Here is a 21,283-nt window from a genome sequence, read left to right as displayed (position 1 = left end):
GCTCGGCACGTCCGTAGCGAAACAAGACTGACTTACTGCGTTCCTTTTGGCAACCCTCTTGCCAAACCGCTGACGCAGGGTCACTTTCCTCGCATGGGAAGAACCGCAGACTACTCAAAACAGAGCTGTTCCATCGCCGCGACGCTGGAGGTCATCGGCGATCCGTGGACGCTTCTGGTTATTCGCGACGCCTTCCAGGGCGTGAAGCGGTTCGAACAGTGGCAGGAGCGGCTGGGCGTTGCGCGCAACGTCCTGGCGGCGCGGTTGAAGACCCTTGTCCAGCACGGGGTGCTGGAGCCGAAGCTCTATTCAGAGCGGCCGCCGCGCAATGAGTATGTGCTGACGCCCAAGGGCCTGGCGCTGTCCGACGTGCTGATCGTCATGCACGGCTGGGGCTCGCAGCATCTGTACGGCGATGCGGATTCGGGTGTCAGCTTCACCCACAAGACCTGCGGCGCCGAGTTGAAGCCTCGGGTGGCCTGCGACTGTTGCGGCGAAATCGTGAAGCGGCGGGACACCGAGATCCATTTCCACGCCAACCGGCCGACCGTGGCTGAAATCCTGCCCAAGGAAGCCGCGACGGAAGACGCGGCGTGAGCGCGCCGCCGGTCACCCTGATCGGCAATCCGGTCTCGCCCTATGTGCGCAAGATCCTGGCGATCTGCGCGGTCAAGGGGATCGAGGTCGCCATCGATCCGATCACGCCGTTCCGGGGCGACGATACGTTTTCGAGGATCAGCCCGTTGCGGCGCATCCCTGTGTGGATCGAGGGCGATCTGACGCTGTGCGACAGCAGTATCATCGCGCAATATATCGAGGACACGCGGCCCGAGCCGTCGGTCCTGCCGGCCGATCCGAAGGATCGGGCCAGGGCGCGCTGGATCGAGGAATACGCCGACACGCGTCTGTTCGACGTGCTGGGGTGGAAGCTGTTCTTCCAGCTGGCGATCAAGCCGCGCATCCTCAAGGAAGAGATCGATCGGGACCTGGTCGAAAAGGCCAGGGCCGTCGAGATCCCCGAGACCTTCGACTACCTCGAGACCGTCATGCCGGAGACCGGCTTCCTGTTCGGGGAGGCGGCCGGACTGGCGGACTTCAGCCTGGCGCCGGCCTTCCTGAACGCGCGGGTGGTGGGTGTCGAGGTCGACGCCGGGCGCTGGCCGAACCTGGCCGGATGGCTGGGGCGGGTCGAGACGCAGACGCCGCTGAAGAAACTCAACGACGTGGCGATGGCCTTCATGACGACCAAGGTGGCGGACCAGCCGGGGATGATGGCCGAGCATGGCTATGTGCTGGCGGACCGGTCGCACGACGGCGGGCGGGCCATGCGCGGACCGATGTCGCCGACCTAGACTTCAGCCTTTGAAGTGATCCGCGTGCCGGGTGATCAGGGGGACCACGATGTCCTCCTCGTCCTCCAGATGGCGTCCCAACGAAGGGCCGGCCTGATCCAGCGCGTCGGCGAGGCGGGCGGCGGCGTCGCTCGCGAGGGGCGCGTTGCCGGCGACGGCCTGATGGAAGGCCAGGCCGGTCTGGAACAGGGTCTCCAGATGACCGTGGATGACGTCGTGATCGCGGTCCAGAAGATCGATACCGGCGCCGATGCGGGGCTCCACCTGACGCATGGTCGGGAAATAGTGGTGGGTCTCGATGTTGTGGTGACCGTCCAGGTGCTGGAGGAACTGCTGCAGCGCGGGGATCAGCCGGCGGTGCAGGTCGGGCAGGGCGAGAGAGCCCGCGCGCCACTGGGTCGTCAGGGCGTCCATGGACGCAACCTCGCGGCGGAAACCCGAATGCATCTGGAGCCAGAAGCGGGCCATGGCGGCGACCTCATGGCCGTGCCAGCGGTCGCGGGGGAGGTCGGCGAGCAGGTAGCGGTACTGTTCGGGCAGGCCCGAACGGGTGTGGAGGTCGTCAGACAACCACGACCGCCGTCGTCGAGGCGATGAAGCCGCCGCCCAGCAGGCGGTCGGGATCGGCGGGGTCGTAGAGGGCGCAGGCCTGCCCCGGGGCGACGCCTTCTTCGCCGGTCTCGAAGACGATCGAGATCGCGCCGTCCGTCAGCGTCAGGCGGGCGGGCGAAGGCGGGCGGGTCGAGCGGACGCGGGCCAGCACCGGGGCGTTCGCTTCGGCGGCGGCTTCGATGGAGGCCTCGTCGCCGAGCCAGTTGGTCTCGTCCAGCGTCAGGGAGGCGGTCAGCAGGGCTTCGCGCGGGCCGACGATGACACGGCGGTTTTCCGGGTCCAGCTTCGTGACGAACAGGGGCTCGCCGACGGCGACGTTGAGGCCGCGGCGCTGGCCGATGGTGTAGTCGGTGATGCCGGCGTGGGCTCCGAGCACCCGGCCGTCCATGTGCACGATCTCTCCGGCCTCGCGGCCTTGCGGGCGCAGGCGGTCGATCAGGGTGCGGTAGTCGCCGGACGGGACGAAACAGATGTCCTGGCTGTCGGGCTTGGAGGCGATCCTGAGACCCAGCGACTGGGCCACGCCGCGCACGGCGGGCTTTTCCAGACCGGCCAGCGGGAAGCGCAGATAGTCGAGCTGGTCGCGCGTGGTGGCGAACAGGAAATAGGACTGGTCGCGAGAGGGGTCGATGGCCTTGCGCATCTGGGTCCGGCCGTCGGTCGCGACGGCGCGGCCGACGTAGTGGCCGGTGGCCATGGCGGCGGCGCCGAGGTCGCGGGCGACGTCGAGCAGGTCGCGGAACTTGACCGTCTGATTGCAGCGGATGCAGGGGACCGGCGTGCGGCCTTGCAGATAGTCGTCGGCGAACTGGTCGATGACGGCGTCGCGGAACCGGCTCTCGTAGTCGAGGACATAGTGGGGGATGCCCAGCATCTCGGCGGCGAGGCGGGCGTCGTGGATGTCCTGGCCCGCGCAGCAGGCGCCCTTCTTCTTCAGCGCCGCGCCGTGGTCGTAGAGCTGGAGCGTGACGCCGACGACATCGTAGCCGGCCTTGTGCAGCAGGGCCGCGACGACGGTGGAGTCCACCCCGCCCGACATGGCCGCGACGACGCGCGAGCCGACGGGCAGGCCGACCGCCAGACGCGCGCTCTCGACCGCCGCATCCAGCTCGGCCGGAGACGACAGGGGGGCGATGTCGGGGATCGCGCAGATGGGCTCAGCCAACGTCATGGCGCGCATATAGAGGCTATGGGGGACGATTTCGAGGCCGGAGGCCGAAACGACAACGGCCGCCCCCGTCGCCGGGCGCGGCCGTTGTTCGTTCGGGGAGAGTAACGCTTACGAGCGGTAGTTCTGGATCCGCGTGGTGCGCAGGCCCTGCATGCCCCATTTGTCGATCGCCTTCTGCCAGGCGAGGAACTCCTCGGCCGTCAGACGGTAGCGAAGAAGCGCGTCGTCCAGGCTGAGCAGCCCGCCGCGCACGGCCGCCACGACTTCCGCCTTGCGACGGATGACCCAGCGGTCGGTATTCTCGGGCGGCAGGTCGCGCATCGTCAGGGGGGTGCCCGTCGGACCGACGACATACTGTTCGCCCTGCTTGTTCACTCGACGCTCTTGCAACATGGGCTTTTGCCTCATTCACCACCACCAATTGATCGTGAAGGTAGCGTGGCGCCGCTAAGGCCGGGTTTAGCGTCGTGGTGAAGGAATGGATAAAATCCGTTCCGTCCCCGAACGCCGTTTCGGCGAGATGTTGAGTAAGTCTTCATCTAATTGAACGCCGCGTTACCTGAAGATCAGCGTTTGATGCTGATGAGTTCGGCCAACATCTCATCCGCAGTGGTGATGATCTTGGACGAGGCGGAATAGGCGCGCTGGGTGGTGATCAGGCCGGTGAACTCCAGCGACAGGTCCACGGTGGAGGCCTCCAGCTGGGAGGCTCCGATCAACCCGGCGCCGCCGCTGCCGGGGGCTTTGAGGTTGTAGGTGCCGGAGCCCTGGCTGACGCGGTAGGCGTTGGCGTTGGCCACGGCCAGGCTGTCGGGGCTGGTGAAGGTGGCCAGGGCGACCTGGGCGACGCGACGGGTGACGCCGTTGTCGAAGATGGCGGTGACATAGCCCTCGTCGTCGATCTCGATGTTCGACAGGTTGCCGAAGGCCGTGCCGTTGGTGGTCACGGCCTGGACGATCGAGTCCGAGTCGTACTGGGTCAGGCCGCCGGCCGAGGCCGAGAGGTCGAAGGTGATGGTCTGGTCGTCGATGCCGAGGGAGTCGCGCCATTGCGGGGCGATCGCCGTGCCGGTCGTGGCCGGGTCGGAGGCGCCCAAGGTGATCGAGGCGACGGACGGGTCGGCGAACAGCATCGAGCCCGGGGTCGCGATATCGGCGGCCTTCATGCCGTCGACGTCCAGCCGGCCATCCTGGGTGAACAGGACGAGGCCGGACTTCAGGATGCCGTTGGAAGGCGTCGAGCCGTTCTCGATGTCGCTGGCCGGGATCACGTGAACCTCGGCGCGCCATTCGTTGGGGTTGGCGGTCTTGATGAACGAATAGGCGATGGTGCGCTGACCACCCTTGGAGTCCGAGGCGGGGACCGTGATCTGGAAGTCGGGCTTGAAGCCCGTGCCAGCCTCGGCGTCGTACATGGACATCGAGTTTGTCGCCACGTTGTAGGTGGCGATATCGGGAGAGACCTTCTGGCTAGACTGCAGGTTGGCGTTCAGCTGGGCGCGGGTTGTGGCCTCGGCTGTGCCGCCCACGGAGCCGACGTTGATCGACTTGAGCTTGTTCAGATCCGAGGGGTCGCGGACGATGCCGCCCTCAGAGTCCACGGGCCAGCCCTGAAGATAAAGACCGGCGGTGTTTTTCAGATAGCCAAAGTTATCCACGCGGAAAGCGCCGGCGCGGGTGAACAGGCGGGCGTCGCCGGCGTCCAGGCCCTCGGCCTTTTCCGTCGCGACGAAGAAGCCCTGGCCGGCGATGCCGAGGTCGGTCGAGGAGGTCGTGCGCTGAAGTTGACCGGCCTGGGAGATGTAGTTGCGGGTGGCGCCGAGGACGCCGCCAGCGGAGTAGCCGGCGCCCTGGTTCTGGGCGTTGACGACGGTCGAGAAGTCAACGGCGGTGCGCTTGTAGCCGACGGTGTTCACGTTCGCGATGTTCTGCGAGATCGCGGCCAGGGCGGCGGAGTTTGCGGTCAGACCGGACACGCCGGCCAGAAGGGCGGAATTGATGCTCACGGCGTGGGCTCCTTAGGAAAGCAACTTGAGGGGGTTCAGGGCGGAGGCGATGCGGGAGGCGAGGCTGGCCTCGCTGTCGTCGTCGGCTTCGGTGGTGGTGGCAGCGGCGACGTGATCCTGCAGTCCGAAGACGCTGGAGACGGGCACGATCGAGTTGCCGATGGTGAGGTAGGGGACGCCGTCGTACATCTCGACGCCGGTGACGCGGCCCCGGGTCAGAACCTGGGAGTCGACTGTGGCCGCACCGTTCTTGGCGGTGATCTTCAGCGAATAGACGCCGCCGTCGGGCAGCTGGCCGCCGGCGGTGGTCTTGCCGTTCCAGACGAAATCGTGGGTTCCGGTGGTGCGGTCCGGGGCGGGGCCGGTCCAGACGACCTTGCCGGTCGAGTCCAGCACTTCGAGCCTGGCTTCCGAGGCCGAGGCGCCGAGTTCGTAGGACCAGGTGGCCGATCCCTCGTCGAGCTTGGTGACCGCCCAGGCCGCTGTGGCGTCCTTGCCGATGTAGTTGGACGCGCCGCCCAGACCGCCGCCCTGCTGGGCGGCCAGCAGGCTGGTCAGCAGGTCGTTTGTGAGCAACTGCTGCTCGACGCCCGTCATCTGGGTCAGCTGGGCCGTGAACTCGTTGGAATCGAGCGGCGACAGGGGATCCTGGTTCTTCAGCTGTGCGGTCAGCAGTTGCAGGAAGGTCTCGAAGTTGGAGACCAGACTGGTCCGGCTGCCGGCGGTGCGGGTGGCCGCGTCCGTTGCGGTGATCGCGTCGACCATGGGGTCAGACCTTCATATCGACGCGGTCGGGCGTCAGGGTGAGAGGGATCCAGGCGGATGGGGTCACCCGCCGGTCGGCATCAGCCTCCAGCCGCGAGGCGGCGCCGAAGGCGCGGGCGTTGCGGGCGTCGGGGTGGCGGTCGAAGGCCGAGCCCCCCTGTTGGCCGGAGGAAGCGTCGCGCTCGGCGAACGAAAGCGCGTCCTCGGCAACGGTGAACCCGGCGTCCTGAAGCTGGCGGCGCAGTTCCTCGGCCCGGCCGCGCAGCTCGGTGGCGGCCAGAGGACTGTCGAAGGCCATCCTGGCGATGAGCTTGCCGTCGGCGTCGATGTCGAGGCTGACGTCGACGTTGCCGAGGCCCTCCGGAGTCAGGGCCATCTCGAAGCGGGTCGAGCGGCTTTCCAGCTTGCGCACGATCTGGGCGGCGATCTGGGCCGTCGTCTCGATGGTGGCGCGAGAAAGGGTGGAGAGGGCGAGGGAGACGGGGGTCTCGACGGGCCGCGCCTCGGTGGTTTGGGCCGTCGTGGCGAGCGGTGCGGCGTCGGCGGCGTTGGCGCTGACGGGGATCGGGGCCGCGGCGGGGACGGCGGTCGGAGCGGGACGGGCCGAGGCGGTTGGGGTGGCGGCGGCGTTGGGGGCGGCGGTCTCGGGAGCGTCAGATGCCGCCGCAGAGGCTTCGGAATCAGAGGACGGCGTGCCCTGGGCTTCGACCCGAACGCCTTGGGCGCGATCGATTACGTCGCGGGTGCGGGGCGCGTCGACCGGAGCGGCGCGCGCTTCGAGCGGCGCGGCTGTGGGGGGTGCGGCGACCGGAGCGTCTTCGGCCGGCACTGCTTCCCCGGAGGTCAGGGCGTCGGCGACGGGTTTGGCAGGGCGCGCGGCCGGCGCCGTCACGGCAGAGGCGACGGGAGTCGGAGACGCGGCGGGCGCCGATGCTGGAGCCGGCGCGGCGGTCCTGGCCTTTTCCGTCTGAAGAGCTGCGAGATCCGGCAGGTCGATGGACACGGAAGCGGAAGCAGCAACAGGGGCCGAGTCAGGGGTCTGGCCGGCAGCGGGCGCTGCCGCGCTGTGTCCGGAGCCTGGCGCTGCAGCTGCGTCCGGCTCACCGCCCGGGAGGGACGGGGCAGCGACGAGATCATCGGACGGAGTGGGCGCAGCCTCCGCTGCTGGCGCCAAGGTCGAGGCCTCGGGGGCGACCCCCTCGACGGCGTCCGGCGACGCGGGGGCCGGCAGGGCGGGCACCGCTTCGTCAGCGACGGGCGAGGCTACGGAGGCTTCTGTCGTGACCTCGGCGACGGCCGGAGGTGTCGGGACAGTCAGAGGAACGGGGATGGCGACGGGCGCGGCGTCAACAGCGGCTTCCGTAGCGACCTCCTCCGTAGAGCCCTCTTCCGTAGGCGCCGGAGCTGCGTCGGCTGGGGCTTCTGTCCCGCGTTTCGCAGGAACCGCGGTCGTTGCGGGCGTTTCGGCCGGAGCGGTCTCGTCCAGGATGGCGGCGAAGTCGGCGTCAGATGTCGCGGCGCCGCGCTTCGGGGCGGAGGCGTGACCCAAGGGGGGCGCGGCTGGAATGGCGAGGCTGGGCGCGGACATGCGGCGGCAGGCAATTCACGACTGGAGGACGGGGGCGCCTGCTGCGCCGGAACATTCGCATGGGCCGTCGCAAGGGTCGGGCCAGGCGCCGACGAAGCGGTCATCTCTCTGTAGTTACTGGATAATCGTGTCAGACTGGGCGAGCGTCTGAATGGTGATTGCGACGTTTCTTGCCGCGCAAAAGTCGCTTTTTGCCCGGCGCCTTTCCAGGACCTTTCGCGGTCATGGCGGCGGCCCCGGCGCGTGGCCCGCAGTTTGCGACCTGAATCATCATGAGCCAGTCGCGTCCAGTGATGTTCAAGAAAATCAAAGTGTTGCCCACGCCGTATACGCGCATGGCTGGGCAAGACGCGCAGCCTGCCGGGCAGGGCTTGCCGGGCGGAGGGTTAATCGGATGAGCCTGAGCACCATCCTGAACATCGCCAACTCGGGTCTGCAGACGGCCCAGACGCAGTTGCGCGTGGTTTCGGACAATGTGTCGAACGTCAACACGCCCGGCTACGTCCGCAAGATCGCCGACCAGGTCTCGCTGACGACCCAGGGCGTCGGTTCCGGCGTCGAGGTGGCCCGCGTGCGCATCGCCACCGACCGGTTTCTGCAGGCCGCGTCACTCAGCGCCGGGGCCGAGGCCAGCCGCCAGGGCGTGCGCTATGAACTGTACGACCGGATTCAGTCGCTGTTCGGCGACCCGGGCGGTGACACGGGCTTCTTCTCCCAGATTGACGACGTCTTCTCGGCCTTCGCCGTGGCGGCGGAGGATGCCGTGTCCGGGCCTCGACGCCAGGACGCCCTGTTCAAGACCCAGGCGATCTTCGACGAGGCAGGCCGCGTCTCAGGCCAGATCCAGGCTGTACGCGAGGACGCCGACGGCCGCATCCAGAGCGGCATCGAGAAGGCCAACAGCCTGCTGCAGCAGATCGAGACGCTGAACGTCGACATCGCCCGGGCCACGGTCCTGAACGGAGACGCGTCCGGCGCCCAGACGCAACAGGCGCGGCTGGTCGACGAACTGTCCAGTCTTATGGACGTGCAGGTGTCGCAGCGGTCGGTCGGCGGGGTGTCGATCCGCACCGGCGCCGGCATACTGCTGGCCGGGGCAGGTGCGGCGACGCTGGAGTATCATCGCGCGGGGACGGTCAATGCCGAGACCAGCTTCAACGAGATCTGGGTCACCGAGCCGGGCGGCACCAAGCGCGCCTTCGCCGACGGACTGAAGAGCGGTGAGATCAAGGGGCTGCTGGAACTGCGCGACGTCGATGCGCCGCAGACGGCGGAACGGCTGGCCGAACTGGTCGCCCACGTCGCCGACGAACTGAACCGGGCGCACAACGCCAACTCTGCCGTGCCGCCGCCCACGACCCTGACCGGCAAGAACGTGGGGCAGGATCTGACGACCGCCCTGACGGGGTTCACGGGCGGGACAACGATCGCGGTTGTGAATCCGACGACGGGTGCGATCACCACGCGCGCGGACATCGTCTTTTCGGGATCGACCTTCACCATCAATGGCGGCCCGGCAACGCCGATCGCCAACTTCCTGGCCAGCCTGAACACGACGCTGGGCGGTGCGGCGACGGCGAGCTTCACCGGCGGCAAGCTGAGCATCACGGCGGCCGGATCCAACGGCGTCGCCATCGCCGACAGCGCCACGACGCCGGGCGCCAAGGCCGGGCGCGGTTTCTCCCACTACTTCGGGATGAACGACCTGATATCGAGCGAGCGGCCCGCGCTCTACGACCTTGGCATGACGGCGACGTCGGCCCACGGTTTCACCGCCGGCGAGACGCTGAGCTTCCGCTTCACTGCCGCAAGCGGAGCCAGGATCCGCGACATCCAGGTGGCGGTCCCGGCCGGCGGTACGGTTGGCGATCTGCTGACCGCACTGAACAGCACCGTGACTGGCGTCGGCCGCTATGGCTCCTTCGCCCTGGATGCCTCCGGCGAGATGAAGTTCACGCCGCTGGGCGATCCGGCGCCGCGAATGAGCGTGCTGGAAGACACCACGACCCAGGTCCCGTCGGGCGTTTCGGCCACCGAACTGTTCGGGCTGGGCGGGGGCGTGCGGGCCTCGCGCGCGGATGGCTTCAAGGTGCGCACCGACATTCAGCAGAGCCCGTCGAAATTGGCGCTGGCGCAACTGAACCTGTCGGCTGGGGCGGGGACCGCTGCGCTGAGTTCGGGCGACGGACGCGGAGCGCTGACCCTGGCGGACGCGGGCCAGAAGACGGTGAGGTTCTCGGCGGCGGGGGACAGCCCGGGCGGGAACCTGTCGGTGTCGCGCTATGCGTCCGAATTGTCCGGCGAGATCGGCGGCAAGGCCCAGGCGGCCAAGAGCCGTCAGGCGAGCGCCCAAGCCCTGTCGACCGAGGCCGACGCGCGGCAGCAGAACCATGAGGGCGTCAACCTGGATGAAGAGCTGGTGCTGATGACGACCTATCAGCAGGCCTTCAACGCCTCGGCCCGGATGATCCAGGCCGCCAAGGACATGTACGACACGCTTCTGGGGATGATCTGATGAGCCGGGTCTCGACGAACGGAAACTATCAGTCGGCGCTGCTGAACCTGATGCAGGCGCAGCAGGCGCAGAACGAAGCGGGCGAGCGGGTCCAGACGCGCAAGAACGCTACTGACATGGAGGGCTTTGGCCGTGGGTCGGAGACCCTCACGGCGCTGAAGGGCGCCGCTGCGCGGGTACAGGGTTTCCTCGATACCGGCGAGGCCGTGGCCGCGAGACTGGAGGCCCAGGATCTGGCCATGAACCAGGTCGCAGACGCGCTGGGCGCCGCGCGCGCGGCGATCGGCAGCGTGCTGGCCTCGGATTCAATGGCGACCCTGATGCTGGACCTCGAAGGCCAGTTCCAGACAGTGACCAACGGGCTGAATCATCGCCATCAGGGCGGCTATCTGTTCGCCGGCGCCGACACGACCAATGCGCCGGTCGGGGTGGCGAACCTGACCGAGCTGGCCGCTGCGCCGACCGTGGCCTCGACCCTCGGCAACGACCAGATCAAACAGGTGTCGCGTATCGCGGAGAACACCTCGGTCGAGACGGGCTATCTGGCCGACGGTTTCAACTTCACCGAGGCGGACGGGGTCACCAAGAGCCACATTTTCCAGATCTTCCGCGACATCAAGGCCTACAACGACAATCCGGCGACAGGGCCGCTGACCGGCAAGCCGACCGAGGCCCAGAAGACCTTCCTGACCGCCCAGCTCAAGCGGCTGGACAGCGCCTCGACCTCGACGATCGACGCGGCGGCGAAAAACGGCTCCCTCGCCAACCGGCTCGATCAGATCAAGACCAGCCATGAGGCGCAGCAACTGTCGCTGGAGAAGCTGGTGTCGAGCCGCACGGACGTTGACCCGCTGAAGGCCGTGACGGACCTGCAACTCTCGCAGGTCGCGGTGCAGGCGTCAGCCCAGGTGGTGGCGCAGCTCAGCGAAGTGTCGCTGTTGAATTTCCTCAGATAAGTCGGAGTCCCGACTCTTCCACGGTCACGCTGGACGCCGTTCCCGAAAAGGAACATATCATGAACCATGGCGCAGCTGGATCTCAGGAAGAAGTTGTCGGTGCTGGCCGACGCGGCGAAGTACGACGCCTCGTGTTCGTCCTCGGGCACGTCGAAACGCGACAGCCGGGGCGGCAAGGGGATCGGCTCCACCGAGGGGATGGGCATCTGTCACGCCTATACGCCGGACGGGCGGTGCGTGAGTTTGCTCAAGATCCTGCTGACCAACTTCTGCGTCTACGACTGCGTTTATTGCATCAACCGTGTGTCCTCGAATGTGCAGCGGGCGCGGTTCAGCGTGGACGAGGTCGTCGAGCTGACGCTGAACTTCTATCGCCGGAACTATATCGAGGGGCTGTTCCTGTCGTCGGGGATCATCCGCAGCGGCGACTACACGATGGAACAGCTGGTGCTGGTCGCGAAAAAGCTTCGCGAGGAGCATGACTTTCGCGGCTACATCCATCTGAAGCTGATCCCCGAGGCGGACCCGAAACTGGTCGAGGAGGCGGGGCTCTATGCTGACCGGCTGTCGGCCAATATCGAGCTGCCGCGCGACGAGGCCATGGGCCGGCTGGCGCCGCAGAAGGATGTCGGCGTCATCAAGCAGGCGATGGCGAACGTCCGGATGAAGGTCGAGGCGGCCAGGCCTTCGAAGAAGGACAAATTCCGCCCGCAGAAGTTCGCACCGGCAGGGCAGTCGACGCAGTTGATTGTTGGCGCAGATGGAGCGCCGGACACCGAAATTCTGGATCGATCGGCGTCGCTGTACGGCGGGTATGGATTGCGCCGGGTCTACTATTCGGCGTTCAGCCCCATTCCAGATTCAAGCTCGGCCCTGCCGCTGTCGAAACCGCCTCTGATGCGGGAGCACCGGCTGTATCAGGCGGACTGGCTGATGCGGTTCTACGGGTTTTCCGCGCCGGAGATTTCCGAGGCCTCGACCGGCGGGATGCTGGATCTGGCGATCGATCCGAAACTGGCCTGGGCGCTGAACCAGAGGGCGCAGTTTCCCGTCGATGTAAACACCGCGCCGCGCGAGATGCTGTTGCGTGTGCCGGGGCTGGGGGTGAAATCGGTAGACCGGATGATTTCGGTCAGGCGCTACCGGACGCTGAGGCTGGAGGACATCGCGCGGCTGTGCCGGGGCATCGACAAGGTGCGGCCGTTCATCACGACGCTGGACTGGACCCCGGGCGGGCTGACGGACGCGGTCGATCTGCGGCAGCGGCTGGTGGGGGAGCCGAAACCCGAGCAGCTGAGCCTGTTCTGATGCCGACGGCGGAGCTGGCGCACGAGATCGATTTCGACGGGTGGCGCAAGGCCGCGCGGGCGCTCCGGCTGGCGGGGGTGGAGCCGGCGGCGGCGCGGTTCGGGGTGGAGGGTTCGACTGGCTCCGGGTCCTTGTTCGACCCCGCGCCCGAAAGCCCGGGGCCCGGCCTTTGCGGGGATGCAGGAGTGGAGACTGGGTTCACTGTCCCCAAGGCGTTCGTGGACGTCGCGCAGGAGGTGATCCTGCATCGGTCGGCGGACCGGTTTGACCTGATGTACCGACTGCTGTGGCGGCTGAGGGACGAACCGGATCTGATGAAGGTCGTGTCGGATCGCGATGTCGCCGACGCGATGGAGCGGGCGAAGAACGTCAGCCGGGCCTCGCACAAGATGAAGGCCTTCGTCCGCTTCCGGGCGGTTCAGGACGAGGAGGGCGAGGCGTTCGTCGCCTGGTTCGAGCCCGCGCATCGGGTGCTGGAGAAGACGGCGGGCTTCTTCGTTCGGCGATTCACGACGATGCGGTGGTCGATTTTGACGCCGGACGGGTCAAGTTTCTGGGATGGAGACGCCCTCACCTTCGGACCGGCCGCCAGCGCCGCCGATGCGCCCCAGGACGACGAAATCGAGGAATTCTGGAAGACCTACTATGCCTCGACCTTCAATCCGGCGCGGCTGAAGGTCCAGACGATGCAGGGCGAGATGCCGAAACGGTACTGGAAGAACCTGCCGGAGGCGTCGCTGATCCCGGAGCTGATCGCCGCGTCGCGGGCTCGCACCGAGGTCATGGTCGCCAGCCAGCCCTCTGAACCCAACGCCCGCCTCGCCAAGGCCATCGCCCGCTCGGTTCGCGACGGGGCGTGGGAGGAGGGGTTCGTCGCCGCCGACCTCGATGAGCTGCGTCATGGGGTGCAGGCCTGTCGACGGTGTCCGCTCTATCGGGACGCGACCCAGGGCGTGTGCGGCGAGGGGCCGAAGACGGCGAAGCTGATGATCGTGGGCGAACAGCCGGGCGATCAGGAGGATCTGGTCGGGCGGCCCTTCGTTGGGCCCGCCGGACAGGTGCTGGACGCGGCGCTGGAGGAGGCGGGGATCGACAGGTCCGAGGTCTATGTCACCAACGCCGTCAAACACTTCAAGCACGAGCCCCGCGGCAAGCGGCGGCTGCACAGGACGCCGACGACCAACGAGGTCTCGGCCTGCCGCTGGTGGCTGGATCAGGAACGTCGGCTGGTGAGGCCGAAGGTGACCCTGGCGCTCGGCGGGACGGCGGCGCTAGGCGTCCTGAACCGCAAGGTGGCGGTGACGCAGGAACGAGGCCAGCGGCTGTCGCTGTCGGATGGATCGGCGGCGATGATCACGGTGCATCCTTCCTATCTGCTGCGCATTCCCGACGCGGAGGCCAGGGTGCGCGAGCGGGCGGCTTTCATTCATGATCTGAAGGCTGTTCGGGAACTTCTATGACTCGCATAACGGCTGTTGCCCAAGGACGACGGCCCGGCTTTCATACGGTTTCGACACGGCTTTCGGGCATGGGCGATTCGCCCGGGCTCGTCTAAGGGTGGGCGTATGAGGACGGCCGATTTCCATATCGAGGACGCCAAGGGCGGCGCGACCGTGCTCAAGCTCACGGGCGACTGGACGACTATGGGGATCAACCAGGCCGCCATCCGGCTGGGCGACAACCTGGAAGGCGTCATCATAGAACATGTCGATCTGAGCGAACTGGGCCGGTTCGACACGGCCGGCGCCCTTGCGCTGGTGCAGGCGTCGAATTTCGCCATGCCCGCCAACGCCTTCGACACGCGGCCCGAGGCCGGGCGCATCTATGCGATGGTCGAGACGCTGGAACGCCAGAGCGCCGAGCCGCCGAAACGCCAGGCGCCGCTGGTCCGCATCTTCTCCAAGATCGGCCACGGGGTGCACGACGCGGCGGCTGAAATGCTGCTCTCGATGGCCTTCCTCGGACGGCTGATGGGGGCGACGGGTTCGGCCTTCCGCCATCCGGGCGCCATTCGCTGGCCGGCCTGGGTCAGCCAGGCGGAGCGGTCGGGTCTGGACGCCCTGCCGATCATCGCGGTGACCAACTTTTTCATCGGCGCCGTCATCGCCTTCCTCGGCGCCAACCTGCTGACACAGTTCGGGGCCGGTGTTTTCACCGTCCAGCTGGTCGCCGTGGCCGTGCTGAGGGAACTCGCTGTCCTGATCACCGCCATCCTGCTTGCCGGCCGGTCCGCCTCGTCGTTCGCGGCCGAGATCGGCTCGATGCGGATGAACCAGGAAGTCGATGCGATGCAGGTCATGGGTGTCAATCCGTTCCAGGCCCTGGTCATTCCCAGACTGGCGGCCATGCTGGCGATGATGCCGCTGCTGACCTTCATCGGCATGGTGTCGGGCTTCCTCGGCGGGCTGCTGGTGGTGTGGAGCCAGCTGGATTACGGCCCGGCCTTTTTCATCCAGCGCGTCAGCGAAGACCCGAACATGGGGACGCACCTGATGGTCGGTCTGGTCAAGGCGCCGGTGTTTGCCGTGGTGATCGCGGCTATCGGGTGCCGACAGGGGATGGCGGTTTCGGGAGACGTCGAAAGCCTCGGCCGCCGCGTGACGGCGGCCGTGGTGCAGGCGATCTTCGCCATCATCGCCCTGGACGCCGTCTTCGCCCTGATCTTCCTGGAGCTGAACCTGTGAAGGCGGTCCGGACGACAAAAGGCGCGGCCAATGACGCGTCTGGCGCGAAGAAGCCCGAGACCCTGATCGAGGTGCGCGGCCTGCTGAGCCAGTTCGGCGAGCAGGTGATCCACCGCGATCTGGACCTGGACGTCGTGCGCGGCGAGGTGCTGGGCGTCGTCGGCGGGTCCGGCACCGGCAAGACGGTGCTGCTGAACTCCATCATCGGGCTGAAGGAGCCCGAGGGCGGCTCCATCAAGATCCTGGGCCATGATGTGGGCGGCGCGACCGAGGCCGAGCGGGCCGATATCGAACGTCGCACCGGCGTCCTGTTCCAGCAGGGCGCCTTGTTCTCGTCGCTGACCGTTCTCGAGAATGTCGCTGCGCCGATGGTCGAGCACACGAAGCTGCCCAAGGACACGATCCGCGAACTGGCCGAGATGAAGATCGCCATGGTCGGCCTCAAGCCCGAAAGCCATCACCAGAAGCCCGCCGAGCTGTCGGGGGGTATGCGGAAGCGTGTCGGCCTGGCTCGCGCCCTGTCGCTGGATCCCGAACTGATCTTCCTGGACGAGCCGACGGCGGGACTGGACCCGATCGGGGCGGCGGCGTTCGACGAGCTGATCCGCAAACTGTCGGACGATCTGGGGCTGACCGTCTTCATGATTACCCACGATCTCGATAGCCTGTACGCCATCTGCGACAAGGTGGCGGTGCTGGCGGACAAGCGGGTGATTGAAAAGACCACGGTGCAGGAGCTGGAGAAATCCGACCACCCGTGGATCAAGGAATACTTCCTGGGGCCGCGCGGACGCGCTGCGACCAAGGCCGCATAGAGGACGACGATGGAACGTGACGCACATTACGCCGCGGTGGGCATAGCCACCGTCGCCCTGCTGGCGGCGCTGGCGGTGTTCGCCATCTGGCTGGCCCGGCTGCAGTTCAACGACGACTACGACATCTATGACATCGTCTTCTACGGACCGGTGCGCGGACTGTCGGAAGGCGGCGAGGTGCACTTCAACGGCATCCGCGTCGGCGAGGTCACCGACCTGAACCTGGATCCCGAAAAGGGCGACCAGGTCATCGCGCGGGTCCGACTGGACGCCACCACGCCCGTGCGGGTCACCTCGCGCGCCCAGCTGGAGCCGCAGGGCATTACCGGTCTGAACTACATCCAGATCACCGCCGGTACGGACGGCAGCGCCCTGCTGAAGACCCAGTATCCCGACAATGTCGTGCCTGTGATCCAGTCGCAGCCGTCGCCGATCGCCGAACTGCTGTCGGGCTCGGGCACGGTGCTGGCGCAGACGGTCGACGCCCTGAACCGGATCAACCGGGTGCTCTCGGACGACAATATCCGCAGCTTCTCGACCAGCGTGCGGAACGTCGAGGCGCTGTCGACCGAGCTTGAGGCCCGCAAGGGGATGTTCGAGGACCTGGAGAAGGCGCTGGAGAACGCCAACGGCGCCATCGCCGAGTATCGCGCTCTCGGCGTCGATGCGCGTCGCCTGGTCAACGAGGACGGCGCGGAAGCCGTCCAGAACATCAACGAGGCCACGGCCGATGCGCGGGCGGCGATCGCCTCGATCAACCGCACGGCCAATGCCATCGAGGGACCGGCCGGGGAGTTCGCGACGACCGGCGTGCCGCAGTTGCTGGAGGCCATCCAGGGTCTGCAGGAGGCGACGGAATCCCTCCAGGGGCTGGTGGACGACGTCCGGTCCAGCCCGCGTGACTTCATCTCCCGCCCGGCGTCCCAGGAACTGGAGGTCCAGCCGTGATCCGCACCCTCGCTCTCGCGGCCATCGCCGCCCTGTCCCTGTCCGGATGCGCGCTGCTGTCGTCGCCGGACCCGGTCCAGCTCTATCGCTTCGGCGATGCGGGAGGCGCGCTGACAACGGCCGTCGCCTCGCCCGTCCAGGTGAAGCTGCGGGCGCTGGAAATGCCCCAGGCGGCCCAGGGCGACCGGCTGCTGGGCGTGACCGGATCCGAGGCTGCCTACATCGGCGGGGCGCGCTGGGTGTCGCCGGCGCTGATGCTCTACAGCGATGCTCTGGAAGCGTCGTTCGCCTCTCAGGCCCGGGCCGTGCGGCTCATCGGCCGGCGTGAACTGACGCCGACGACGCGGCTGCTGGACGTCGACGTGCGGGTATTCGAGACGCGCTACGACTATGCGGACGCGGCGCCGACGGTCGTCATCACGGCGCGGGCCCGGCTTCTGCGCTTCCCGGAACGGACCGTGGTGTCGGAACAGACGTTCACCGTCAGCCAGCCGGCCGGCGAGAACCGGGTCGCGACCATCGTCGAGGCCTATGACGTGGCGACGCGGGACCTGAACAGGCAGATCGTGGCCTGGACCGACGCGAACGCGACGACGAACTAGGCCGCCAGGGCGATTGTCGTCTGAGCCGGCGCCGCACGGGCGGCGAGTTCGGCGCGGCGGCCCTGGGCGACCGAGAGTTCTCGACCGGCGGCGTCGATACGGTCGGTCAAGGCGAATGTGGCGTTCGACAGGCGGACGCGGTCCGGGGTGATCTTCTTCGGCCGCTTGCCCGCCATGCCGAGGGCGTCCTGCCAATCGGCGCGCCAGGCCTCCAGGCCGTCGCAGACCTGTTTGAGTGCGGCCCGGGTGCGGCAGTCGGCGTTCTGGGTCGCGCGCAGCAGGGGCAGCCGGCCGATGGCGGTGGCGCGAAGGGCTTCAAGCGTGGTCAGCCGGGTTTCCAGCGGATGGGGCAGGGACGTGACGGGTGTCGGCGCGTGAGCGGTTTCGGGCTCTGATCCGCCCTGGAGCTCTGGCTCGGCCCTGAACGGGGTCTCGGGTTCTGGTTCAGCAGAGGCTTCGTCCGCGGTCTCCGCGACTTCGACGGGCTCGGCGACTTCCGTCAGGACGACGGCTTCAGACCGCTCGATCGCTTCCGACAAGGCGGGCCCGGAGACGGCCGTTTCGACCTCGGCCTCCGTATCGACCACGACCTCGGGTTCGGCATCGGGGGCGGCGGCCTCGGCGATTTCGACGGGCTCTTCGACCGGGTCCTCGGGAGGCGAGGGCGAGCGGTCCGTCACCGCTTCGGCAACGGTCTCGACCGGCTCGTGGACGTCCTCGGCCGGTTCAGGCGCTGCGGTCTCCGCTGCGGGCTCGACGGGCTCCACGACCGGCGCGGGCGCTGCGTTCGCCAGCCAGCTTCGGGCGGCGGCGATGTGGGCGTCCAGTTCGGCGATGGCGTCGCGGGTTTCCGACCAGAGGTTCTCCAGCGCCGTGTCCTTGCGGGCCAGGACGGCGGCGCGCTCACCGATGTCGGCGGCGGATTGGGTGACGGTGGAGGCGGCGGAGGCCCAGGCGGCGCGGAAGGCCTTCAGCCGCTTGCCCCGGCTGTCGAACAGGCCGGCGAGACCGCCGCGGGGTACAAGCCGGGCGGGGTCGAGACCGGCGACGCGGTCGCGGACGTGGTCCAGCAACAGGCTGCATTCGCCGAGGTCGCCGTTGCGCGTCTCGGCCAGGGCGCGATCGTTCAACGCGGCGAGGGCCGCGCGGGCGCTTTCTCCGAAGGCGGCGCAGGTCTCGGGCTCGTCGACGATCGTGTAGCGCAGCGTGGCGACGCGTTCGGGATCCGGCTTCGGCGCGCCGCCCGGCGGACTGATCGACCCCGCAACACCCATGTCACCCTCCGTAGCCCAGCCTCTTCGGGCCGGTCGGATGAACTATGCCGCAGCTTTCAGCGATTGGGAAACCGTGTCGCTCGCCTCGGTCCTCCCGGTGACTTCCTCGAGCGAACGCTCCGGGCTGGTGAAATGAGCCGGCCTGTCCGGTTTGCCGACCCGAGGACCGGAGAATCTGCTTGACGATCTAATTCGGAAGAAATAAATCCGAATTATGAGAACGAACAGCACCCTGGAAGCTGCGCTGCACATCATGCTGCTCCTCGCCGCCTTGCCGAGGGGCAGAGAGCTTGCCGCCGGAGACCTCGCCGCTTTCCATGAGTTGTCGCCGACGACCATGGCCAAGGTGCTGCAGCAACTGTCTGGCGCAGGCCTGGTTTCCGGCTCGGCCGGTCGCTACGGCGGCTATCGGCTGGCGCGGACGGCGAGCGCGATCAGCGTCTATGACGTGGCCGCTGCGATAGACGGGGTCGAGCCGCGCTTTCAATGCCATGAGATCCGACGGAAGGGGCCTTGCTCCGGCGTAGCCGGCGTCTACTCGCCTCAATGCGTGATCGCCCGCACCATGCATGGGGCGCAGCAGGCCTGGCGTGACAGCCTCGCCGCGACCTCCATCGCCGACCTCATGGGGGTCGCATCCACAGAAGCGCCGGACGCGGTGCTGGCCATGACAGGCGACTGGATCGCCGATCATTCCCGAAATCAGAGCAAAGGAACCAGCTTGTGAGCGATCGCGAAATCAATGCGAGGATTCTCCGCCAGCACATGATCGCTGAAGCGGCGCACGACCTCGACGGCACCTTGGCTACGGTTCACCCCGACGCTCTGTTCGAGGATCAGCCTGTCGGGCTGGTGCTCAACGGGCGTAGCGCGGTCGCCAGACACTACCAGCTCTGGTGGAACGCATTCGGCCTGCATACAGACGGAGGCAGCCTGCATTGGGTCGCTGACGACCTGGTTATCGGCGAAGCCGATTTCGTGGGCGCCCATACAGGCCGTTTTCTTGGAATAGCTCCGACCGGCCGGACGATCCGTTTTCCTTTCATGGTCGTTGTGCGCTTCCGGGACGGACTCCTCTCTGGAGAAAAATTCTTCTACGATCTCAACAGTATAATGGCTCAGATCGGCGAACCGAGCTTCGCCACCTCTGAATGACCGCCATGGCTTCGCCGGCGCCGCAGTTCGATATCCTGCGCATCTGGCCGGAAGGTCGCAAGGCCATGATGGCGGTGGATGTCGTCTGTGCCGAAGAAGCGGTTCCGGAACGCCTTCTGGAATTGGTCAGGCTCTGGTGCTCGGTTCGGAACGGCTGCGGGTTCTGCGTAGCGATGCACCGGAGCGCCGCCATCGTCTGTGGGGTGGAGTTGGACTCTGTGGATCGCCTGGCAAACGGCGACCTGCCCGAGGCACTTTCGGCCGCCGAGCGGGCAGCGCTGCAGCTGGCTGGTGCATTGACAGGCGCAATCGACGCGCGGACCGTGAACGACGCGACCCGCGAGGTGGGAGAGCACTTCTCACCGCGACAGGCAGCGGTCCTGATCTACGTCATCGCCGCGATCAACGCATGGAACCGCATTGCGATCGCGGGTGGTTTAGACGCCTGATCTCTCTTGCAGTTCGGCCGGTCAGCCGACGCCGGGCGCGATCGTGTAGGTCGCCTCGGTCTTGCCCGCGACCTCCTCGAGCGTCACGCCGTCGGCCAGTTCGATCAGTTCCAGGCCTGCGCCGTCCGGCTTCACGTCGAAGACGGCGAGGTCGGTGATGATGCGGCTGACCACGCCCGTGCCGGTCAGGGGCAGGCTGCAGGCCTTCAGGACCTTGGACTGGCCGTGCTTGTTGGCGTGCTCCATGACGACCACGACGCGCTTCACGCCCGCGACCAGATCCATGGCGCCGCCCATGCCCTTCACCAGCTTGCCGGGGATCATCCAGTTGGCGATGTCGCCATTCTCGGCCACCTCCATGGCGCCCAGGATGGACAGGTTGATGTGGCCGCCGCGGATCATGGCGAAGGAGTCCGCCGAGGAGAAATAGCTGCTCTCGGGGATCTCGGTGATCGTCTGCTTGCCGGCGTTGATCAGGTCCGGATCAACGTCCTCATCATACGGGAAGGGGCCCATGCCGAGCATGCCGTTCTCGGACTGCAGGGTGACCTCGATACCGGCCGGGATGTAGTTGGCCACGAGCGTCGGGATGCCGATGCCGAGGTTCACATAGAAGCCGTCCTCGAGTTCGCGGGCGGCGCGGGCGGCGAGCTGGTCACGGGTGCGGGGCATCTCAGATTACTCCGAAGGGGATTGGGGCAGGGGGCTGACGCCCCGGTCGGCGAAGACGCGTTTGGCGACGCGCAGAGCATTGGTGGCGGCAGGGAATCCCGCATAGATCGCGACCTGCATCAGGGCCTCGACGATCTCGCGCGGTGTGATCCCGACCGAGAGGGCGCCGTTGATGTGGCCCTTGAGTTGATCGACCGGATGGCCGAGGCCGGCGAGGATGCCGAGGGTCACGAACTGGCGGCTCTTCGGGTCGAGGTCCGGGCGGCTCATCATCTCGCCGTAGCCGAACTCCACCATCATGTCGGCGAAGTCGGGGGCGATCGGGGCCATCCCCTTGCGCAGGGCCGCTTCGAGACCCGGATCCAGGGTCTGCATATAGGCCGCGCCGCGTTCGGCGCGCGGGTCGGCCAC

Annotated in this window: 22 protein-coding genes; 13 read left to right on the top strand and 9 right to left on the bottom strand. The window is 67.3% G+C overall.

The window, feature by feature from the left end; translation table 11 throughout:
- Positions 1 to 93 precede the first annotated feature (93 nt).
- Together ACW17Y_RS11365 and ACW17Y_RS11360 are read left to right on the top strand one after the other, a co-directional pair.
- Positions 94 to 597: a winged helix-turn-helix transcriptional regulator gene (locus ACW17Y_RS11365; protein WP_492035811.1), complete on the top strand. Its 504-nt coding sequence runs from the start codon at positions 94 to 96 to the stop codon at positions 595 to 597.
- Entirely contained in the window at positions 594 to 1,352 is a 759-nt protein-coding gene (locus tag ACW17Y_RS11360; RefSeq protein ID WP_492035810.1) for a glutathione S-transferase family protein, read from the top strand. Before ACW17Y_RS11365 ends, ACW17Y_RS11360 begins: the two co-directional genes overlap by 4 nt.
- A gap of 3 nt (positions 1,353 to 1,355) precedes the next feature.
- Here ACW17Y_RS11360 and ACW17Y_RS11355 read toward each other — a convergent pair whose 3' ends face one another.
- The 6 genes from ACW17Y_RS11355 to ACW17Y_RS11330 form a co-directional block, all read right to left on the bottom strand.
- A complete protein-coding gene (locus ACW17Y_RS11355) occupies positions 1,356 to 1,922 on the bottom strand; it encodes a hemerythrin domain-containing protein (protein WP_492035809.1) in 567 nt (188 codons plus the stop codon).
- Complete coding sequence (gene mnmA / locus ACW17Y_RS11350; protein WP_492035808.1) at positions 1,915 to 3,144, bottom strand: tRNA 2-thiouridine(34) synthase MnmA; 1,230 nt, start codon at positions 3,142 to 3,144, stop codon at positions 1,915 to 1,917. The genes ACW17Y_RS11355 and mnmA overlap by 8 nt, the downstream gene beginning before the upstream one ends.
- A 99-nt stretch (positions 3,145 to 3,243) precedes the next feature.
- A complete protein-coding gene (gene sciP, locus ACW17Y_RS11345; RefSeq protein WP_271085516.1) occupies positions 3,244 to 3,528 on the bottom strand; it encodes a CtrA inhibitor SciP in 285 nt (94 codons plus the stop codon).
- 173 nt (positions 3,529 to 3,701) lie between these two features.
- Complete coding sequence (locus ACW17Y_RS11340) at positions 3,702 to 5,141, bottom strand: flagellar hook-basal body complex protein (RefSeq protein ID WP_492035807.1); 1,440 nt, start codon at positions 5,139 to 5,141, stop codon at positions 3,702 to 3,704.
- 12 nt (positions 5,142 to 5,153) lie between these two features.
- Positions 5,154 to 5,906, bottom strand: coding sequence for a flagellar hook assembly protein FlgD (locus ACW17Y_RS11335; protein ID WP_492035806.1), 753 nt, complete (start codon positions 5,904 to 5,906; stop codon positions 5,154 to 5,156).
- A 4-nt stretch (positions 5,907 to 5,910) separates the two neighbouring features.
- Positions 5,911 to 7,494, bottom strand: coding sequence for a flagellar hook-length control protein FliK (locus tag ACW17Y_RS11330; RefSeq protein WP_492035805.1), 1,584 nt, complete (start codon positions 7,492 to 7,494; stop codon positions 5,911 to 5,913).
- Positions 7,495 to 7,888: 394 nt separating this feature from the next.
- On the opposite strand from ACW17Y_RS11330, the gene flgK reads away from it, so the two are divergent.
- From flgK to ACW17Y_RS11290, 8 genes are all read left to right on the top strand, one after another.
- A complete protein-coding gene (gene flgK / locus ACW17Y_RS11325) occupies positions 7,889 to 10,009 on the top strand; it encodes a flagellar hook-associated protein FlgK (RefSeq protein ID WP_492035804.1) in 2,121 nt (706 codons plus the stop codon).
- Positions 10,009 to 10,965, top strand: a complete 957-nt coding sequence (locus ACW17Y_RS11320) for a flagellin (protein ID WP_492035803.1) — start codon at positions 10,009 to 10,011, stop codon at positions 10,963 to 10,965. The genes flgK and ACW17Y_RS11320 overlap by 1 nt, the downstream gene beginning before the upstream one ends.
- 66 nt (positions 10,966 to 11,031) lie before the next feature.
- Positions 11,032 to 12,273 (top strand): putative DNA modification/repair radical SAM protein, encoded by a 1,242-nt coding sequence (locus ACW17Y_RS11315; RefSeq protein WP_492035802.1) that lies wholly within the window; start codon positions 11,032 to 11,034, stop codon positions 12,271 to 12,273.
- Positions 12,273 to 13,733 carry a UdgX family uracil-DNA binding protein gene (locus ACW17Y_RS11310; protein WP_492035801.1) on the top strand — a complete coding sequence of 487 codons (1,461 nt, stop codon included), beginning with the start codon at positions 12,273 to 12,275 and terminating at the stop codon, positions 13,731 to 13,733. The genes ACW17Y_RS11315 and ACW17Y_RS11310 overlap by 1 nt, the downstream gene beginning before the upstream one ends.
- A gap of 105 nt (positions 13,734 to 13,838) precedes the next feature.
- Positions 13,839 to 14,957 carry an MlaE family ABC transporter permease gene (locus ACW17Y_RS11305; protein WP_492035800.1) on the top strand — a complete coding sequence of 373 codons (1,119 nt, stop codon included), beginning with the start codon at positions 13,839 to 13,841 and terminating at the stop codon, positions 14,955 to 14,957.
- Positions 14,954 to 15,772 carry an ABC transporter ATP-binding protein gene (locus ACW17Y_RS11300; protein WP_492035799.1) on the top strand — a complete coding sequence of 273 codons (819 nt, stop codon included), beginning with the start codon at positions 14,954 to 14,956 and terminating at the stop codon, positions 15,770 to 15,772. Before ACW17Y_RS11305 ends, ACW17Y_RS11300 begins: the two co-directional genes overlap by 4 nt.
- A 9-nt stretch (positions 15,773 to 15,781) precedes the next feature.
- On the top strand, positions 15,782 to 16,720 hold the full coding sequence (locus ACW17Y_RS11295; RefSeq protein WP_492035798.1) for an MlaD family protein: 939 nt from the start codon (positions 15,782 to 15,784) through the stop codon (positions 16,718 to 16,720).
- The gene (locus ACW17Y_RS11290) at positions 16,717 to 17,322 is read left to right on the top strand and encodes an ABC-type transport auxiliary lipoprotein family protein (protein ID WP_492035797.1); all 606 of its coding nucleotides are present in this window, start codon (positions 16,717 to 16,719) and stop codon (positions 17,320 to 17,322) included. Before ACW17Y_RS11295 ends, ACW17Y_RS11290 begins: the two co-directional genes overlap by 4 nt.
- Here ACW17Y_RS11290 and ACW17Y_RS11285 read toward each other — a convergent pair.
- Positions 17,319 to 18,596 carry a toxic anion resistance protein gene (locus ACW17Y_RS11285; RefSeq protein WP_492035796.1) on the bottom strand — a complete coding sequence of 426 codons (1,278 nt, stop codon included), beginning with the start codon at positions 18,594 to 18,596 and terminating at the stop codon, positions 17,319 to 17,321. The genes ACW17Y_RS11290 and ACW17Y_RS11285 overlap by 4 nt on opposite strands.
- 214 nt (positions 18,597 to 18,810) lie before the next feature.
- Between ACW17Y_RS11285 and ACW17Y_RS11280 the strand changes: the two genes are divergently transcribed.
- The 3 genes from ACW17Y_RS11280 to ACW17Y_RS11270 are packed head-to-tail and all read left to right on the top strand — an operon-like array spanning position 18,811 to position 20,200.
- On the top strand, positions 18,811 to 19,323 hold the full coding sequence (locus ACW17Y_RS11280; protein ID WP_492035795.1) for an RrF2 family transcriptional regulator: 513 nt from the start codon (positions 18,811 to 18,813) through the stop codon (positions 19,321 to 19,323).
- Entirely contained in the window at positions 19,320 to 19,751 is a 432-nt protein-coding gene (locus ACW17Y_RS11275; protein WP_492035794.1) for an ester cyclase, read from the top strand. Before ACW17Y_RS11280 ends, ACW17Y_RS11275 begins: the two co-directional genes overlap by 4 nt.
- Complete coding sequence (locus ACW17Y_RS11270) at positions 19,748 to 20,200, top strand: carboxymuconolactone decarboxylase family protein (protein ID WP_492035793.1); 453 nt, start codon at positions 19,748 to 19,750, stop codon at positions 20,198 to 20,200. Before ACW17Y_RS11275 ends, ACW17Y_RS11270 begins: the two co-directional genes overlap by 4 nt.
- Before the next feature lie 21 nt (positions 20,201 to 20,221).
- Here the strand turns inward: ACW17Y_RS11270 and ACW17Y_RS11265 are convergent, their stop codons facing one another.
- Together ACW17Y_RS11265 and ACW17Y_RS11260 are read right to left on the bottom strand one after the other, a co-directional pair.
- Positions 20,222 to 20,872, bottom strand: a complete 651-nt coding sequence (locus ACW17Y_RS11265) for a 3-oxoacid CoA-transferase subunit B (protein ID WP_492035792.1) — start codon at positions 20,870 to 20,872, stop codon at positions 20,222 to 20,224.
- 6 nt (positions 20,873 to 20,878) lie between these two features.
- Positions 20,879 to 21,283 (bottom strand): carboxymuconolactone decarboxylase family protein, encoded by a 405-nt coding sequence (locus tag ACW17Y_RS11260; RefSeq protein WP_492035791.1) that lies wholly within the window; start codon positions 21,281 to 21,283, stop codon positions 20,879 to 20,881.

The sequence above is a fragment of the Brevundimonas sp. AVps7 genome, assembly GCF_058681545.1.
The sequence above is the reverse complement of the archived record's forward strand: the minus strand, read 5'-3'. Positions and strand labels throughout refer to the sequence as shown.

What these genes read in the sequence shown, in the direction of transcription:
- ACW17Y_RS11365 (WP_492035811.1), top strand. Translation starts at nt 94, where the DNA reads ATGGGAAGAACCGCAGACTACTCAAAACAGAGCTGTTCCATCGCCGCG.
- mnmA (WP_492035808.1), bottom strand. Translation starts at nt 3,144, where the DNA reads ATGCGCGCCATGACGTTGGCTGAGCCCATCTGCGCGATCCCCGACATC.
- sciP (WP_271085516.1), bottom strand. Translation starts at nt 3,528, where the DNA reads ATGTTGCAAGAGCGTCGAGTGAACAAGCAGGGCGAACAGTATGTCGTC.
- ACW17Y_RS11335 (WP_492035806.1), bottom strand. Translation starts at nt 5,906, where the DNA reads ATGGTCGACGCGATCACCGCAACGGACGCGGCCACCCGCACCGCCGGC.
- ACW17Y_RS11330 (WP_492035805.1), bottom strand. Translation starts at nt 7,494, where the DNA reads ATGTCCGCGCCCAGCCTCGCCATTCCAGCCGCGCCCCCCTTGGGTCAC.
- flgK (WP_492035804.1), top strand. Translation starts at nt 7,889, where the DNA reads ATGAGCCTGAGCACCATCCTGAACATCGCCAACTCGGGTCTGCAGACG.
- ACW17Y_RS11320 (WP_492035803.1), top strand. Translation starts at nt 10,009, where the DNA reads ATGAGCCGGGTCTCGACGAACGGAAACTATCAGTCGGCGCTGCTGAAC.
- ACW17Y_RS11315 (WP_492035802.1), top strand. Translation starts at nt 11,032, where the DNA reads ATGGCGCAGCTGGATCTCAGGAAGAAGTTGTCGGTGCTGGCCGACGCG.
- ACW17Y_RS11310 (WP_492035801.1), top strand. Translation starts at nt 12,273, where the DNA reads ATGCCGACGGCGGAGCTGGCGCACGAGATCGATTTCGACGGGTGGCGC.
- ACW17Y_RS11305 (WP_492035800.1), top strand. Translation starts at nt 13,839, where the DNA reads ATGAGGACGGCCGATTTCCATATCGAGGACGCCAAGGGCGGCGCGACC.
- ACW17Y_RS11295 (WP_492035798.1), top strand. Translation starts at nt 15,782, where the DNA reads ATGGAACGTGACGCACATTACGCCGCGGTGGGCATAGCCACCGTCGCC.
- ACW17Y_RS11285 (WP_492035796.1), bottom strand. Translation starts at nt 18,596, where the DNA reads ATGGGTGTTGCGGGGTCGATCAGTCCGCCGGGCGGCGCGCCGAAGCCG.
- ACW17Y_RS11280 (WP_492035795.1), top strand. Translation starts at nt 18,811, where the DNA reads ATGAGAACGAACAGCACCCTGGAAGCTGCGCTGCACATCATGCTGCTC.
- ACW17Y_RS11270 (WP_492035793.1), top strand. Translation starts at nt 19,748, where the DNA reads ATGACCGCCATGGCTTCGCCGGCGCCGCAGTTCGATATCCTGCGCATC.
- ACW17Y_RS11265 (WP_492035792.1), bottom strand. Translation starts at nt 20,872, where the DNA reads ATGCCCCGCACCCGTGACCAGCTCGCCGCCCGCGCCGCCCGCGAACTC.